This is a genomic window from Ornithinibacillus californiensis (assembly GCF_001038485.1).
Lineage (GTDB): Bacteria > Bacillota > Bacilli > Bacillales > Amphibacillaceae > Ornithinibacillus > Ornithinibacillus californiensis.
The window spans coordinates 83,716-101,399 of record NZ_LDUE01000020.1; the positions used below are offsets into that span (position 1 = coordinate 83,716).

At 35.9% G+C, this 17,684-nt stretch carries 16 protein-coding genes; 2 read left to right on the forward strand and 14 right to left on the reverse strand.

Features of this window, described 5'->3' with window-relative positions:
* Positions 1-15: 15 nt before the first annotated feature.
* From TE34_RS04940 to TE34_RS04955, 4 genes are all read right to left on the reverse strand, one after another.
* Positions 16-1,209, reverse strand: a complete 1,194-nt coding sequence (locus TE34_RS04940) for a hypothetical protein (protein ID WP_047983715.1) — start codon at positions 1,207-1,209, stop codon at positions 16-18.
* Positions 1,199-2,413: a DUF58 domain-containing protein gene (locus tag TE34_RS04945; RefSeq protein ID WP_047983716.1), complete on the reverse strand. Its 1,215-nt coding sequence runs from the start codon at positions 2,411-2,413 to the stop codon at positions 1,199-1,201. The genes TE34_RS04940 and TE34_RS04945 overlap by 11 nt, the downstream gene beginning before the upstream one ends.
* Positions 2,410-3,354, reverse strand: coding sequence for an AAA family ATPase (locus tag TE34_RS04950; RefSeq protein ID WP_047983717.1), 945 nt, complete (start codon positions 3,352-3,354; stop codon positions 2,410-2,412). Before TE34_RS04950 ends, TE34_RS04945 begins: the two co-directional genes overlap by 4 nt.
* Positions 3,355-3,529: 175 nt before the next feature.
* Positions 3,530-4,843, reverse strand: a complete 1,314-nt coding sequence (locus tag TE34_RS04955; RefSeq protein WP_047983718.1) for a hemolysin family protein — start codon at positions 4,841-4,843, stop codon at positions 3,530-3,532.
* 292 nt (positions 4,844-5,135) lie between these two features.
* On the opposite strand from TE34_RS04955, the gene TE34_RS04960 reads away from it, so the two are divergent.
* Positions 5,136-5,726: a YitT family protein gene (locus TE34_RS04960; RefSeq protein ID WP_047983719.1), complete on the forward strand. Its 591-nt coding sequence runs from the start codon at positions 5,136-5,138 to the stop codon at positions 5,724-5,726.
* Between the two features lie 4 nt (positions 5,727-5,730).
* Here TE34_RS04960 and TE34_RS04965 read toward each other — a convergent pair whose 3' ends face one another.
* The 9 genes from TE34_RS04965 to TE34_RS05005 form a co-directional block, all read right to left on the reverse strand.
* Entirely contained in the window at positions 5,731-7,242 is a 1,512-nt protein-coding gene (locus TE34_RS04965) for a BCCT family transporter (protein ID WP_047983720.1), read from the reverse strand.
* Between the two features lie 163 nt (positions 7,243-7,405).
* A complete protein-coding gene (locus TE34_RS04970) occupies positions 7,406-8,602 on the reverse strand; it encodes a C40 family peptidase (protein WP_047983721.1) in 1,197 nt (398 codons plus the stop codon).
* A 460-nt stretch (positions 8,603-9,062) separates the two neighbouring features.
* Positions 9,063-10,334 carry an isocitrate lyase gene (gene aceA / locus TE34_RS04975; protein ID WP_047983722.1) on the reverse strand — a complete coding sequence of 424 codons (1,272 nt, stop codon included), beginning with the start codon at positions 10,332-10,334 and terminating at the stop codon, positions 9,063-9,065.
* Positions 10,334-11,929, reverse strand: a complete 1,596-nt coding sequence (gene aceB / locus TE34_RS04980) for a malate synthase A (protein WP_047983723.1) — start codon at positions 11,927-11,929, stop codon at positions 10,334-10,336. Before aceB ends, aceA begins: the two co-directional genes overlap by 1 nt.
* A gap of 327 nt (positions 11,930-12,256) precedes the next feature.
* Positions 12,257-13,090, reverse strand: a complete 834-nt coding sequence (locus tag TE34_RS04985) for an undecaprenyl-diphosphate phosphatase (protein WP_047983724.1) — start codon at positions 13,088-13,090, stop codon at positions 12,257-12,259.
* A gap of 12 nt (positions 13,091-13,102) precedes the next feature.
* The gene (locus TE34_RS04990; RefSeq protein WP_047983725.1) at positions 13,103-13,711 is read right to left on the reverse strand and encodes a DedA family protein; all 609 of its coding nucleotides are present in this window, start codon (positions 13,709-13,711) and stop codon (positions 13,103-13,105) included.
* Positions 13,712-13,972: 261 nt separating this feature from the next.
* Positions 13,973-14,338, reverse strand: coding sequence for a PilZ domain-containing protein (locus TE34_RS04995; RefSeq protein WP_047983726.1), 366 nt, complete (start codon positions 14,336-14,338; stop codon positions 13,973-13,975).
* 134 nt (positions 14,339-14,472) lie between these two features.
* A complete protein-coding gene (locus TE34_RS05000; RefSeq protein ID WP_047983727.1) occupies positions 14,473-15,441 on the reverse strand; it encodes an LLM class flavin-dependent oxidoreductase in 969 nt (322 codons plus the stop codon).
* A gap of 14 nt (positions 15,442-15,455) precedes the next feature.
* Positions 15,456-16,064: a DUF1836 domain-containing protein gene (locus TE34_RS05005; protein ID WP_047983728.1), complete on the reverse strand. Its 609-nt coding sequence runs from the start codon at positions 16,062-16,064 to the stop codon at positions 15,456-15,458.
* 130 nt (positions 16,065-16,194) lie between these two features.
* Between TE34_RS05005 and trhA the strand changes: the two genes are divergently transcribed.
* The gene (trhA, locus tag TE34_RS05010; RefSeq protein ID WP_157037582.1) at positions 16,195-16,842 is read left to right on the forward strand and encodes a PAQR family membrane homeostasis protein TrhA; all 648 of its coding nucleotides are present in this window, start codon (positions 16,195-16,197) and stop codon (positions 16,840-16,842) included.
* A gap of 28 nt (positions 16,843-16,870) precedes the next feature.
* On the opposite strand, the gene TE34_RS05015 is transcribed toward trhA, so the two are convergent.
* Entirely contained in the window at positions 16,871-17,632 is a 762-nt protein-coding gene (locus tag TE34_RS05015; RefSeq protein ID WP_047983730.1) for a helix-turn-helix transcriptional regulator, read from the reverse strand.
* Positions 17,633-17,684: the final 52 nt, after the last annotated feature.

The following is a 17,684-nucleotide window of genomic DNA, read 5'->3' on the forward strand; positions in this document are numbered from 1 at the left end:
TCACCCTCAGGTATTTTATTTTACGGAAATAACTTGTTCCATTGATTTTAGCTGACTTTTTAATGCTTGTTGTTCATTTTCGCTTACTTTTCTATCACCATATCGTACGCGTTGATAGATATTGATGTCCGCTTCCACCCCAATACGTTTAAACCAATCCTCAATTGTTTCATGTGACTTTCTACCTTTATTAAATTTAGTTGCTTTTCTTTCAAATTGAAAGACCATCTTTCGGATTGGGTTATTCGGCTCTTTCTTCCTTCGTTTAAATATTGATTTACTCTCATTTTCTACAATTGCCTCACGGTGTATAGGAATAGGGCTTTTCTTTTCTGCTAATTCTACATCAACATTGATCAGTCTATTCTTCACTTGTTTTCGTATGTAGTTGATTATTATTAAAGCAAATACGAAAAGTAAAACCAAAATTACTCCCATAACTAATAACCCTGACATTTCTTCTAAGACATTATATTCCTGTAACTCATCCCAGTACCCATCTCCATGCTTAGCTTCCTCGGGTGTTTGTTCTGGCCACCCTCTTTTCTCAACTTCAAAGAAGCTTAAGAAGTTGGATACGCCGAGAATTACATCCCCTGCTAAGTTTATAAAGCCTTGCCATATTTTAACTGTAATTTGCCTTAGCAAAGGAAAAGCTATAAAAAATAATCCAGCACCGATTATTAATAAACCAGCAAAATATCCCGGGATTTTTCTATCAATTTGTTTTCTATCTTCTTTTACAACATGAACCATATGACTAGCTATGTATCCGAAGAATAATAGGACAAATTGTAAGAAAGGAAACATCATAATTTGGCTATCATGAACAAAAATACTTACAATTACAGTCGCGAATACAGTCAAGAGAATATATAGGGCTTCTCTATTTATGACCTCTTGTTTCCGTATATTTATATAACTCCAAACTAGAAAGACAGAGAATAACGCACTGAAGACAAAAGGATAATCTAATAGAGAAAATACGATAAACAAAATTGGTGCAACTACGATATTTACTTTTAGATGGGCTTTTAACTTAGTAAGAATGGAAAAAAGTATACACGCTGCAGCAATTACCGCTAGATAGCTTCCATAAGGAACAAAGAAAAACCGATGATAAAAGACTGGTATCGTAATCATAAAGATTAAGATTGCCTCACTCAAAAAGTGATAGGCATAGGCTATAAGAGGATGATTATGTTGCATTCCTTTTAGCCTCCCTTGCTACTGGCCGTATACCTGCTCCACCTTCTCCTTCCACCACCTGATAAACACTGTTTTGAACTTGTTTCCATGAATTCATCATTTCCATAGAAGCACCAGGTAAATCACCGATAAAGATTATCGTCTTAGGCTTTATAAATTGCTTGCCAATATGGAAAAGCAGTTTATTAAATGGTAAAATAGGGGCTTGTTTATGTACTCTCGCCAACATCTCAAGTGCATGCATGTAATGTGTTTTCCCTTCCCCTTCATGCAGATGAACATATGGTATTTTTCCAGGCCTTCTTGCATTAATGTAGATTTCAAATGGAATTCGCATTTTTGTCGCGTATTCACTCAGGAATGCTGTGTAAGATAAAATATTTTCTAAGTTCTTATTAAAGCTCACCATGTTTTTGTCATTTTCTGTACTTAAATTAATAATGAATACAAAGGTTCGATCCACTACCTTTTCATAAATATTAGTTTGTATTTTTTGTGTTTTAACGGTTGCTTTCCAATTAATTTTATGAAAAGGATCGCTATAGCTATAATCTCTAGTACCTAATGGACTTTGAACATCCTCAAATGGTGAGTAATTCAAGCGACTATCTCCTGGCATCATGTGAAATACCGCATTTGCTCCTTGAACAGGTAATAGCTTCGGATAGACAATAAATTCCGTTTGAAAAAAATCATAGTAACGAAGCCGGACCCTGCTAAAATTAAGGAGATGTGGAAAATCGAATGAAATATTTTTCACTCTAGAAACGCCCCGTTGCTCAGCACGTATAGGAAACTCTAAAATAGTTTTCTTCTTTTGGATGATAGATAATGGTAGATGTAACTCTCTCCAGTATTCCTCTTCCTTTGTTAATGTATAGGCTTTGATGGCGGATCCTATTTGAAATGTAAATTCACCGTTTATTAAAGGAAACATCGATCTGTTTTCAATCTCAAACTTAAAGCTTTCTTCCTCTCCAGGAAAAAGCTTAACGGTTCGCTGTTTATTCTTTAAGGAGAGACTCCGCATAACACTTTTGTCGTATATTTTATAAGCAATTAAGTAAGCAGCAAAAATTCCAACTGCTATGAAGACAACAGCAGATTTAAAAATAACACCGATAATAAAGAATACACCTAACGCTAGAAGGATATAATCAAAGCTTCTAGAATCTCCTGTCCCTGCTTCCTTTCTCCACATCATTGTGATACTGCTCCTTCTTCAACAGGTACTGGAACTGCTTCTAAGATTTCATTTACTACCTGTTCGGAAGTTTTCTTAATTGATCCTTCCATAGTTAATATTAAACGATGTTCAAAGACAAACGGTGTTAGTCTCTTAATATCATCAGGCGTAACAAACTCTCTTTCTTGTAAAAATGCACGTGCTTGGCTTGCTCGCATTAGTGCCAGCATCCCCCTTGGACTAATTCCTAATTCAACATCATGATGATTTCTTGAAGCATGAACTAAATCAAGTAGGTAATCATATACAACATCAGAGATAGTGATTTGTTTAATATTTTCTTGAACGGTTCTAATCTCTTCTAAAGATAAAGCTGCTTGAATCTCTTCATATGGGTCATTCATGCGATAAGTGGTTAAGATTTGTTTTTCTTCTTCTTTTGTTGGGTATCCGATATCTACTTTAAACAAGAAACGGTCTAATTGAGCTTCTGGTAATGGGAAAGTTCCATAGTTGCTTTCCACCGGGTTTTGAGTTGCAATTACAATAAATGGTGCGTCTACTTTAATCGTTTCACCATCAATTGTAGATTGATATTCTTCCATTACTTCTAATAAACTCGATTGTGTTTTTGGTGTTGCACGGTTAATTTCATCGGCTAAAAGTACATTCGATACTACTGGACCAACTCGTAATTCAAAATCTTGTGTTTTTGGATTAAAGAAACGAATCCCAGTTACGTCACTAGGCAGTACATCAGGTGTAAACTGAACACGACTAAACTTACCATCCATTACTTTAGCGAAACTCTTTGCTAGCTTTGTTTTACCAGTTCCTGGAACCGATTCTAGTAAAACATGCCCTCCTGCAAACATTGCTGTGAAAAGAAGGTCTACCACATCCTCTTTTCCGTAGATTACACGATTTAATGCTTCCCTTGCTAGTTTAATATTCTCCATTTCTATACCCCCAGTAATTATAATAATTTGACAATTAATGCAATTATAACATGTTTTAATATTTTAATACGAGTCAATTAGCGCGAAGGTTTCAGATTTCCAACTTATATTTTAACCATACAAAAACGCACTGCAATACTTTTACAGTGCGTCAATGCTTACTATTCATAGATTGCTACTCTAGTGAACCTTCTTCTAGGTCCTGAGTTAACTCTGATTTTACGATACGTATTTTCTTAATTTGATAACCATCGTTTTCTTCTACTATAAACTGATACCTATCATGTTCCACTGTAGTACCTTTTTTCGCTTCTACATTATGGTTAATGATCCATCCAGCAATTGTATCCACTTCTTCTTCATCAAGGTCAATATCTAAATACTCATTAACTTCATATAATAACACTTTACCATCAACTACAATAGAACCGTCTTCTAGTTCCTCAATCATCGGGGTCTCATGCGTATCAAATTCATCACGGATTTCTCCTACGATTTCTTCTAAGATGTCCTCAACTGTAATTAAACCTGCAGTTCCACCGTATTCATCAACAACGATAGACATATGAATACGTTCCTTCTGCATACGTAATAATACTTGTTTAATCGGTGTTGATTCTGATACATGAAGAATCGGTCGAATATGCGGTTCAATGGATTCCTTTTCACTCGTTATATGTCCTGTGAATAATTCTTTAATATTGATTAGTCCAATAATATGGTCTTTATCTCCATCAGCTACTGGATACCTTGTGTATTGCCCCTCGCGGATGACATTAATATTCGTCTCATAGCTATCTTCTTTAAAAAAGCAAACCATTTCGGTTCGTGGTACCATGATTTCTCTTGCGACACGTTCATCAAATTCAAAAATATTATTCACGTACATCATTTCTGCTTTATTTATTTCACCATTCTTGTAGCTCTCCGTAAGAATTAAACGTAATTCTTCTTCCGAATGTGCATCATTTTCTTGAACGGATTTAAACCCAAGTAAGCGAACGAATAGCTTTGCAGTTCCATTCAAAATGAACGTAATAGGAGTTAAGATGAACCGAACAAATAGTAGAGGCTTCGCCAAGCTTAAAGCTAATACTTCAGGTTTATTCGTAGCTATAACTTTCGGTACTAATTCACCTAAAACGACACGTACAAACAGAATTATGAAAAAGGCAATTATAAATGCTAGGAAACTAGATAAACTAGCCGATTCTAAATTAACGAAAATTGGTTGGATTGTTTTCTCTACAAAATCTTTACCTAACCATCCAAGTCCTAGTGCAGTAATTGTAATACCAATCTGACACACATTTATAAAAGCATCGAGATTGTCATCAATTTTTTTCAAACTAACCGCTCTAGAATTACCTTCTTCAATTAATTGGTCTATTCGACTAGAACGAACCTTTACAATAGCAAATTCGGTTGCTACAAAGAATGCGGTTAGCAATATCAATGCAGCAACCCACAGTAAGTTAACTATATCCAATTAAGATCCTCGTATCATTAGATACAGAGGATTTCACCTCCTGATATTTATCAATCTAATATAATAACCGTCCAATCTGTAGATGATTCCATCCAATAGGGAATGAGAACATCTTCAAATCGTCTCTTATAAACATATAGGTTTACCTTCCCATGAGAATCACCTACCTCCCTATCATAATTATATTCTATCTTTTTCTTTGAGTCTACAAAATTATTTGCATACATTTCTCATGATTTCTCCGTGTTTTTCATACAATAGGATGATAACTTGGACAAGGTGGTTAGAAAAGTTGATTCAAAAAATAATAGCCATATTAAGCGGGAGTCTATTTATATCAATTGGTATTAACTTTTTTGCTATCCCGCATCACTTATTGGACGGGGGGATGATTGGACTTGGCCTAATTGGCAAGTATGCCTTTGAATTGCAACCTGGTCTAACAATTATTGTATTAAGTATACCTCTATACCTCGTTGCGTTCTTTTATGAGCGGAATTACTTTTATAATGGTATTCATGGCCTATTAGTTTCATCCTTTTTTATAGATTTTTTCCGACCTCTTTCAGAGTATTCCACGATTCCAATATTTATAAGTAGTATTAGTGCTGGATTTATGATTGGCATTGGTATTAGTATTATGTTGATCAATAACATTAGTACAGGAGGATCTGATCTTTTAGCTTTAATTTTATCTAAGATCACCTCCATAAATGTTGCCCTATTTATACTTACTTTCGACGGTTTGGTGATTCTACTTGGCTCTATATTCATTCCAGAAACGACTATTCTCTACTCTGCATTATTAATTGGAACCGTTGGATTTACAGCTCTTTTTATTACAAGCTTCATGAGAATGAATAAAAGTAGCTCTCCTATATGAAGAGCTACTTCAGTTCTTTTCCATCTTTTTTAGCAAGCTCGGTGTCTTTTAAAAGCTTGATAAAAGCAATAACTATTAATACTAATATGATAGTGAATGGTAATGCAGATATAAGGGAGGCAGTTTGAAGAGCATCTAATCCCCCAGCTAATAATAAAACTACTGCTATCGCTGTGATTAAAATACCCCAAATAATTTTCACGATTAATACCGGATTTAGACTACCTTTTGAAGTCATGCTACTTAAAATATAAGTCGCAGAGTCAGCAGATGTTACTAAGAACGTAAATATTAATAAAATAGATAGAATAGACATTATGGTTTTAAGCGGCATTACGCCAAATGTCTCAAATAAAGCAACGGCGACATCTTTATTAACAGCCTCAGCTATTCCCGTTCCATTGATTAGGTCACTATAGAGTGCTGTCCCTCCAAAAGCTGCTATCCACAAACATGCAATGGCTGGCGGTACAACAAGAACCCCGAAAATAAATTCCCGGATTGTTCTCCCTCTAGAGACTCTTGCGACAAACGCCCCCACAAACGGAGACCAAGCTATTGCCCATGCCCAATAGAAAATGGTCCAATCACGAACCCAACTTCCCCCCCGATATGGTGTTAATCGCAAGCTATACTCTATAAAATTGGTTAAATAATCACCTAATCCAAGCACAAACGAATTTAAGATAAATACAGTTGGACCAGCAAAGAAAACAAATAGAAGCACCAATAAGGCTAAACCAAGATTCAAATTACTTAACCATTTAATGCCCTTATTTAATCCAGTACTAGAGGATAACAGGTACAAAGCAAGCATGACAGTCGCTATAATTAATTGAATCCAAGTAGTATTCGGAATACCAAAAGTGCTGGATAATCCACCAGTCATTTGAAGGATACCAAGACCTAGCGATGTTGCAACTCCCATTACTGTTGCAATTACGGCTAATGAATCAATGGTATTCCTTACTATTTTATGACCACCCACCACTGGTTTAATAGCGGTTGATATAAGGCCATTCTTTTCCTTTTTAAACTGATTATAGGCAATAATTAATCCTACTACAGCAAATACAGACCATTGACTAATTCCCCAGTGAAAGAAAGAGTAGCCCATCGCAATTCTTGCAGCCTCTTCGGATTTACCTACCAAGTCAGGAAAAGGTGTCGAGAAAAAGTGTGACATAGGCTCCGCAACTCCCCAGAAAACTAATCCTGATCCAAATCCTGCAGAGAACAACATTCCTATCCAAGTAAAAAAAGGATATTCAGGTTTTGAATTTTGCGGCCCAAGTCGTATCTTTCCATATTTACTAATAGAAAGTGCAAGAAGAAATATGATAAAAGCAAATACTGCTAGTAAATATAGCCAACCAAAGTTAATAGTAGTGAAATTAAAGAGTGTTTGAGCAATTTCACGAAATCTCTTTGGTAAAAATGCTCCTAATATAACAAGTAAAGATATGACACATACGGAAACATAAAATACGGGGTTACGATAAGATTGGTTTTTCATACTAATTCCTTTCTAAAAGAGAATTTCATTAGCATGATTTATTCTACTTCAATCCTACTGTTTTATACGATAGCAAAAAGTACGCCACGTCCTAAATAAATTTAAAAGGTCAAATTTCTCATAATCTGAGAAATTTGACCTCAAAGGAATGTATTGTAAATAATTAATTAACTACTCGTCTTACATGGCCGGCAAAGTGGTTTTTCCAATATCCAGATGTCATATCTGCAACAGCTAAGCCAGTTGAATTTTGCGCGCCAATAAATTTACCGTTTCCAATGTAAATCCCGACGTGACCATTTCTTTTATACGTATCAAAGAATACTAAGTCACCAGGCTTGATATCACTATAGGAAATCTGTGTACCAGAGTATTGCATTGCTGACGTACTAGATGGAAGATATACACCGGCTTGTCCATAAGCCCAAGATACAAATCCAGAACAATCAAATCCACCAGGACCTTTACCAGCCCATACATACGGTGTACCCAAATGTGGGTAACCTGCATTGATCGCTGTTTGGATAGTATTGCTTGAAACAACAGGTTTATTCTGCGTACTATTTTTACTTAACTGTGTTAATGAACCGTTAGATTTAGATGTATCACTAGTACCTGTTGAAGCTACCGGGTTAGAGGCAGTACGTTTTGCCGCTAACTGACGATTAACCTGTGCTTCGATGGAAGCTAGTTGGCTTTCTTTCATTTGCAGTTCTTCAATTTTAGCTTGTAGACTTTCTTCTTTATCACTTAGTTCTTTCTTCTTAGCCTCATTTTGTTCCTTTTGTGTAAGAATCGTTTCTTGCATACCTTCAAGTTCTGTTTGCAATTCGGATAACTCAGCTAATTTCTCTGCAACTTCTACTTTATCATCTTCTAATTGATTAACTAAATCAGCATCTGAGGATGTAATCTTATTAATAGCGGTTACTCGACTAATGAAGTCAGAAAAGCTGCTAGAACCAAAAATCACATCAAGAAAACCAATATTACCACCATTTTTTTGGTAGTTAACCATTCGGTTACTTAAAATATCGTAACGTCTCTCAATTTCTTCTTCTAGTTCTGCAATTTCTTCTTTAGTAGTTTTAACTTGTTCATTTGTCTCGTCGATCATTTGTTGGTTAGACTTTAATGCTTCTTCGACTTGTTTAATCTCTTCATTTAATTCTTCTAATTCTAACATTACGTCAGCGATTTGCGCTTCGGCATTGGATAGTTGACTTTGAACTTCAGATCGCTCACTTTGAATCTGTGATTGACGGTTGTTTAAATTATCTGCATGTACAGAATCAATAGCTAAATTACTTGTCAAGCCCACTACGGCAACTGTAGCAATTGTTATGAAAGACTTCTTCACTTTCTTTCCCCCGCTTTCCGAGACATCCTACTAGTCTACTAAATCTATTTATCTATATTTCGAGTCTATTAAGTCTATTATTAGTTAATTAGTAGTATAGCACCTCATAGTTTCATGAGTATTTTAGTTGTGTTACAAATAGATTTCAATAGATAGTAGTAGGTACTAATAGTTTGTCTATAAGCCAAGAGAAAGCTGTGTCAAAAGTAATACCATCAAAAGTAAATCCGAACATTATTAGTGCACATAACCCGCCCCAGAAATATGGTAATTGTCCGTATTTACATTCCTTTGATTTAGTTATGTCCCAGACTGAATTTAATGAAAATACCACGTAAACCCACTCCGCCAATATGAATTGCCTTTACTACCAACAATTTATTATCGGAGTGGGTTTATTGTTCATATTTTAATCTCTTGTAGAAGTGATTTTGTCCTATTGCCTTTATATTTTTAGTTCTTAAAACTGCGCTTCTTCTGTTGAACCTTTTAATGCTACTGTTGAAGATGTACCACCAGATATTACTTGAGCAACTTCATCAAAGTAGCCAGTTCCAACCTCTCGTTGGTGCCTTGTTGCCGTGTACCCATATTGTTCACTAGCAAATTCGTTTTGTTGAAGCTCCGAATAAGCAGCCATTCCTGTTTCACTATACTTTCTAGCGAGTTCAAACATACTGTGATTTAACGCATGGAATCCAGCAAGTGTTACGAATTGAAATCTATATCCTATTGCTCCAAGTTCATCTTGGAAGCTAGCAATCTCGTCATTTGATAATTTCTGCTTCCAATTAAATGATGGGGAGCAATTATATGCTAATAATTTATTAGGAAACTTTTCATGGATTGCATCTGCAAACTGCTTTGCTTCATCTAGGTTCGGCTCTGAAGTTTCACACCAAATCAGATCAGCATATGGTGCGTACGCTAACCCTCTTGCAATTGCTTGATTTATTCCTGCTTTGGTTCTAAAAAACCCTTCCGCGGTCCGCTCACCTGTTATAAAGTCAGCATCTGTCGGATCAATATCACTTGTTATAAGGTCGGCTGCATTCGCATCGGTTCTTGCAATAATAACAGTTGGTGTTCCCATCACATCTGCTGCAAAACGAGCAGCAATTAAATTCCTAACCGCAGTTTGAGTTGGTAGAAGTACTTTACCGCCGAGATGGCCACATTTCTTCTCGGAAGATAATTGGTCTTCAAAATGTACCGCAGCTGCTCCTGCTTCAATCATCGACTTCATTAATTCAAACACATTTAACTGTCCACCAAACCCCGCTTCAGCATCTGCGACAATTGGAACAAACCAATCTATGTCATCTTTCCCTTCTGAAAAATGAATTTGGTCAGCGCGTTGTAAAGCCTGATTTATGCGCTTAACAACAGTAGGTACACTATTAACTGGGTAGAGACTTTGATCAGGATACATCTGCCCTGCAACATTAGCATCCGCAGCAACCTGCCAACCACTCAAATAAATCGCTTTTAGTCCTGCTTTCACTTGCTGTACTGCCTGATTTCCCGTTAATGCTCCTAGCGCCCTTACAAAGGAATCACTATTGACCATTTCCCATAGCTTTTCTGCCCCTTTTTTCGCTAGTGTATACTCAATATCCACTGAACCACGTAGTCGTACAACATCTTCTGCTGTATATGGTCTTTCTATACCTGCCCACCTAGTGTTCCCTTCCCAATCGCTTAATAACTTCTGAATGCGTGATGTTGTCATTATACTGTTCTCCCTTCACTGATTAATGCCTCATACGCAGGCAAGGTTAAGAATTCAATAAATTCATCATTATTAACGAGCTGTCTAAAAAGATTCGAAGCAGCTACATAGTCTCCAGTCGCAAAATTACTTTCGCCAACTTCTTTACGTATACGAGTTAATTCGGATTCTATCATTCCTTCTACTAGCTCCACGGTGATTAGTCTGCCATCTTCTAGCACACCCTTTGGATGTCTTATCCATTGCCACACTTGAGCACGGGAGATCTCTGCTGTTGCTGCATCTTCCATCAAGTTATTAATTGGCACTGCACCTCTACCGCATAACCAGCACGCTATATACTCTATAACAACGCCTATATTAGTGCGCAATCCATTTTCTGTAATAGCACCTTGTGGTATTTCTAATAACCGTTTACTTGTAATATGATTATCTAGTTTTTTATTAATCTGATTTGCAGTCAGCATATTGTCATCAAAAATCTCTCTAACAAGCGCAACCATTCCTGGATGAGCGACCCAAGTGCCATCGTGGCCATCACGGGCTTCTCTTTCCTTGTCTGCACAGACTTTGTCAAAGGCCACTTTGTTCGCAACATTATCATTTTTTACTGGAATTTGCGCTGCCATACCACCAATAGCCGGTGCATTCCGCTTGTGGCAGGTTTCAATCGCTAGTAAAGAATAAGCCCGCATAAAAGGCGATTCCATCGTAACTAAAGCGCGATCAGGAAAAATAACACACTCATGATTTTTAAATTTCTTAATAAAGCTAAAGATATAATCCCATCTACCACAATTTAATCCAGCAGAATGCTCTCTTAATTCATACAAAATCTCATCCATTTGAAATGCAGCGGTAATTGTTTCAATTAATACCGTTGCCTTTATAGTACCGGTAGGAATCCCTAACCAATCTTGAGCAAATAGAAATACATCATTCCAAAGCCTTGCTTCCTTATAATGTTCAATTTTCGGCAAGTAAAAGTAAGGTCCGGTTCCTTTTTGGATAAGCTCTTTCGCGTTGTGAAAAAAATATAATCCAAAATCAACTAAACTAGCTGACATGGCCACACCATCTACAGTTATATGTTTTTCCTCCATATGCCAGCCTCTTGGCCGTACAACTAGTACTGCCGTTTTTTCGTTCAAGTTATAAGATTTTCCATTTTCAGAAACAAAATCTATCTCTCTTCGTACCGCATCTCGCAAATTCGATTGACCTTGGAGCATATTTTCCCAAGTTGGTGATGAAGCATCTTCAAAGTCAGCCATAAATACATTAGCCCCTGAATTTAGTGCATTAATGATCATTTTTCGGTCAACTGGGCCAGTAATCTCAACCCTTCTATCTTGTAAGTCCAAAGGGATAGGGGCAACCGTCCAATCGCCCTCTCGCACATGGTTAGTCTCCGGCAAAAAGTTTAGTGTGCCCCCACTATCAAGCTGTTCTTGCAATAATTTCCTATTTTCTAGTAATGAAATTCTTCGATCGTTAAAACGATGATGAAGTTCCTTTAAAAAAGTAAGTGACTCCTCTGTTAAGACTTTTTCTTGATTTGCTACACTACTAGCACTTTGAACAAAATGAATCATGTAACCCCTCCAACTGTTATAATACATTTATATATATAAAACTTGTTATATAACAATTTAATCAAAAAAAATTACTCTTCTTTTTTGGATAAGCAATAATCACATTCTAATGTAAAGCCCAAATTATCAACATGGCTTCCACATTCAGGGCACCTTTCCGTTTGCTTCTTCACACGAACACCACCTTTTATATAACAGTTTTACTTTTATGAATATTGTTATGATACAGGGTATGAGATTATTCTAATTTTGATACAAATTTTTTAAAAGCATAAACAGTTCTACAATAAAAGGACCAAGCACGGCGAAGTACTTGATCCTTTTCACTTATAAGAAAAACACAAAGATTATAACCACTAATATAATACGATAAACAGCAAATGGAACGAGTTTAATTCGATCAATTAATTTTAAGAAGAACTTAATTGAAATTAAAGCAAAGATAAATGCACTGATAAAACCTGCAATGAAAAATGGTAATGCATCAATCGTAAAATACTGCCAGTTTTTGAGCAGTGATAGAAAGCTTGCTCCAGCCATAATCGGTACAGCCATAATAAACGTAAAATCAGCTGCTGCCCTGTGGCTCATTCCCATTAGTACCCCACCTGAGATAGTTGCTCCAGACCTTGAGAAACCCGGCCATAAGGAGAAGCATTGAATTAAACCAACACTAAGTGCTTGTTTATAGGTTATCTGGTCAACCGACTTAGCTGATGGACTTGCTGATGCATAACGATCAGCAATAATCATTAAAATTGCTCCAAGCAATAATCCTATTAACACTGTCTCTGTTGAAAATAAATATTCGTCGATAAAATCTTCAAATAGCACACCGAAAACTCCTGCAGGAACTAACCCTACAATTACTTGAGTTAGTTTCAAACGTTGTCCGCTTGGTATGGACTCTTTATTCAATAGTCGGTTTAAACCTAACAAGTCAACAAATCGCTTCCAAAATACTACTACTACGGCTAGTATTGAACCTAGCTGAATTACAATTTTAAATGTATTAGCTGGGTATTTCCCCAGAAATTCTTCTGATTTTAACCACATATCATCAACAATTATCATATGACCAGTTGAAGAAACAGGGGCAAACTCTGTTAATCCCTCTACTAGCCCCAAAACAATAGCCTTTAAAATTTCAATGAATTCCATTTATATTCCCCTTTATTTGCGAATCCTTTTATTCAAAAATACAATCCCAAATATGACAATTGCAATAGCGATAAAGGCATAAGTGATAGTAGAATATATATCCATAAATCCTAAGATACTTTGCCAGTTTTCGCCTAATACTACACCAATCATAATAAGAATGATGTTCCATAGTAACGTTCCAATTAAAGAGAACAACAGAAAAAGTGTAAAGTTCATATTCGACATCCCAGCAGGTATAGAAATTAAGCTTCTAACCAGTGGAATCATCCTACAAAATAGTACAGTCCAATAGCCATACTTGTCAAACCACCGGTCAGCTTTCTGAATATCCTCTTTCTTAATCCGAATAATATGTCCCCATCGGTCTACGATTTTCTCTAGTCGTTCCACGTCAATTAGTAGTCCAATACCATATAGTATAATTGCGCCAAGTATAGACCCACTAGTAGATGTAACGATGACGCCAACCACAGTAAGCTCCGAATTAGTAGTCATAAAGCCACCAAATGGTAATACAATTTCCGATGGAATAGGTGGAAAAACATTTTCTAACGCCATCATTAAAAATATCCCAGCATAGCCAAATTGCTCCATAATTGTTGTTATCCACTCTTGCATCCTACTCCTCCTGTGAACCAAGTGGTGTCCCACAAATCAATATAGTTTGTCCATATAAATATAATCGTTACAATACTTAAATATGCACACTTTACTATAACCAAAACTAAATCGACAAGTCTAGTATTAACTGACAGCAGATTAACAGTAAGGAAAAATAGGTTCAAAACAAAAGAAAATGGCAATCTATTATATAGATTACCATTTCCTATGTTAAATAATTGTAGGTTGGTTTCAGAATCTCATTCATGATTAACAAATTTAAGCCATTCGTTTCCCGATCATTTTTATGTCATCTAAGATGGCATCCTTCGTGTTTTCACTTGTATTATAATGAATGCCATAATAATACTCTTGTAATCGCTGCTTCTTCCATACGATTTCCCCTTGAATTGTATAGTGATGATGATTTAAAAGAAGTTGAACGGTTACTTTTACATCTTTACCGGATTCAAATGGTAAAGATAGTGAAGTAGCAATTTTCATTCCTTTTAAGCTTAAATCTCGCATGGTAGCTTTCCCATCTGATGTATGAATTACTTTTCCATTAATTTCGTCAATCGTAAAGATAATTGGAAGTGGTTCACCAAATTCAAAACGAAACGCCTCATCACGTCGATATCTCATAAAAAGACCCCCTAGCAGAATCTATTACCAAAATAATAGAATAATTCTGGCACTTTGACAATAACAAAAAACAAAAAATGTAAAATTTTCCTGATATTTGATGAAAAAGGTCAAGTAACAATGAATGAATTCTATTATTGGAATGTTTTTGCTAGTAGTTCATATGATCGATTTCTTTCTTCGTAGGTTGGGGTATTTGTTAAGATCATAAATTCATCTACTTTATTCGTTTGCTGAAGCGCCATTAGTTTCTCGCTTACTTGATAGGGATCTCCCACGATCATTTTATGTTGACTTCTTCGATAGTCCTTTTGGTCTTCAGCCGGTTTCTTATCATTTTCAGGAGTCGAATATTCTCCTTTACGTTTCCCCCAGTAATAGCTTCTAATTGCCAACTCCTCAGCTTCCTCCGACGTTTCAGCACAAATTACATTAACAGCAAGGATAACTTTGGGATCTTTTGAAGGATGCTTCGAGATTAAGGATTCCCGATAGGTAGAAAGGATTGGAGTTGCATCCTGGTCACTCATAAAATGACCAAAAGCATAATTCATCCCCTTCTCTGCTGCTAAAATTGCACTCTTTTCACTCGTTCCAAGTAACCACATTTCTGGGGAAACGGCCGGAATTGGAGTCGGTTTGATTTTAGAATACATATGATCCTCAGCAAAACTTCCTGTTAAAAATTGCTGTAATTGATCAATCAATTCAGGTATTTTACGGACATTTTCTAAGAAATTTCCTGATAATGCAACAGATGCCTCTGCGGAACCACCTGGTGATCTCCCTAAGCCTAAATCTACTCGTTCTGGATACATGGTAGCAAGTAAATTAAATGTCTCTGCTACTTTAAACGGCTTATAATGCGGTAGCAGTATAGCTCCTGCTCCAATCCTTATTCTCTCCGTGTTCATACCAATAGTCCCTAACATCACTTCGGGAGCGGGACATGCGAGACCATCTAAATCATGGTGCTCTGCAATCCAATATCGACGATAGCCTAAGCTGTCTCCTAATTTAGCTAAGTTAATGGATTCAAATAGTGCCTCTTTAGCGTTTTTTCCATCTGCAATTGGTGTTTGGTCTAATATGCTCAGTTTCACATTTTCACCTACATTTATTCCGATTTTTTCTTCGACTTCTTCGGCTTTTCTTCCGCTGGTGGAGTGATACTATCGACTAAACGTTCAGCTAGTTTTCGATAGTAATTACTCATGTTAACTAATGAAGCAATTAGTAGCAATTGCTCTAGATATTCTGAATCCTCATCTTTAATAGGAGCAACCTCATTCTTCACTTGCTCCAAGCATTCATAGACATCATTGCTAAATTGCTTTGCATTATTTTTCGAAAGGTTTTCATAACTGCGATAAACATTCTCTACATTAAAATCTTCTTCCACTATCTTTTCGTTTAATTTTTCTAACGTTTTAATAATATCTTTTATAGAAAGTGCACCCTTAAGCTGATAAATCATACTAATTAGGATTAAATGACTCTTCGAATATTTTTTATTTTCAATAGGAAAAATCAACTTGCCCTTTGCATAATTATTAATCATTGTTTTAGTTAATACTTTTTCTTCTTCATTTCGTTTCGACTTCTCTAGCTTATTTTCAAATAGTTGAATAACTTGATCCATATATAGATCGAGCTCTGGCATTTCTTCAACTGATAAATAGCTTTCCAAATGTAAATTTTCTAATATGTTATCTATATTTTCCATAATCATTTCCTCTATTATTATATTTCTTTAATTATAAGATAAACCAACACTAAAAGTAAACCTTGACTAGATGTTATCATAGGTGTATTATTCTAGGTAGTTATTAAAACTACATGAAGAGGTGTTGGAAATTAAAATGTATATTAGAGAACCCATTAACGGATTTACCCATTTATTTGGAGCGATTCTTTCTTTTGTCGGTCTATTGGCATTAGTTATTAAAGCATCGGAAGAGTACGGATCACCAATTGTAATTGCTGCAGTTATTATTTTTGGGATTAGTCTAATTTTACTTTACTCTGCTTCAGCTACCTACCATATGGTTGTAGCAAAAGATAAAATAATTGCCTTACTACGAAAAATAGACCACTCGATGATTTTTGTCCTAATCGCTGGAACCTATACACCTATCTGTCTGATTAGTCTAGATGGCGTTACAGGTTGGGTACTCTTTGCTGTCATTAATGGCTTGGCGATTCTAGGAATATTGTACAAGCTTATCTGGTTTAATGCCCCGAGATGGCTTTCTACTGGCATCTATGTGTTAATGGGTTGGATTATTATATTCTTTAGTTCCTCTCTATTAGATGTCTTAACCTGGAATGGGATGATTTTATTAATACTAGGTGGATTAGCATATACGGTAGGAGCATTAATTTACTGGCTCAAACCATCATTCTTAGAATTTAAGCATATGGGCTTTCATGAGATCTTTCACATTTTCATTCTCTTCGGTAGTCTATTCCATTTCTTATGTATCTATTTCTTCGTTTTATAAAAATAACGAGTGGGCATTTTGCCTCTCGTTATTTTTTGCTATAAGAGTTATTTCCTAATTGTTTGTATTTCCCTGGTGTTATACCATTATATTTTCGGAATAATGATGTGTAATAGCTCTGGTCGCTAAATCCAAATAGTAGTGCTATATCTAACAAAGAAGAACTGGTGTGTTCCAAAAAATACTTGGATTCCTCGATTTTCTTTCGGTTGACATATTCCTTCATAGGGATACCCACTATCTTACTAAACAATGAAGATAAATAATTCGGGTTAACATTGGTTGCCTCTGCTACCTCAGTTAGCGTTATAGGCTGTAATATATGATCATGAATATAATGGATTGCTTTATCAACAATCTCATTTTGATACGGATCTTTTCGGTAATCGCGAACCGCTTTTATGAAGGTAATTACCATCTCATATTCTAAGTCAAGTAAATCATTGGAATGGTTTATCTTTTCAATCTCACGAATATAGATATCACTCAAATCGAAAGCATACTCGGGTGTCACTCCTGCCTTAATAGTAGCTCTTGTAAACAGTGTACAGGAACAGATTAAAGAGTTTTTTATAGAACGTAGAGGGTTAGTCGAAAGCCTAGCCCTTTCTAAATTGTTAATTTTAGAAAGAACAACTCTAGCTTTCTCTTCGTCTGCCTGGGTTACCCAATGTAATAATTCTTGCTCCAATTGATAGGATGGATGGGCAAAAAAGGACTCTTCGTTTTCCTTTCTCGTCAGCAAAAATTGTTTGATCACATCATGTTGAATGGTAGACAATTTTCTCATTAAACTCCCCCACTAACACCTTAAATTATTTATAAAAATCTTAATATTTAAA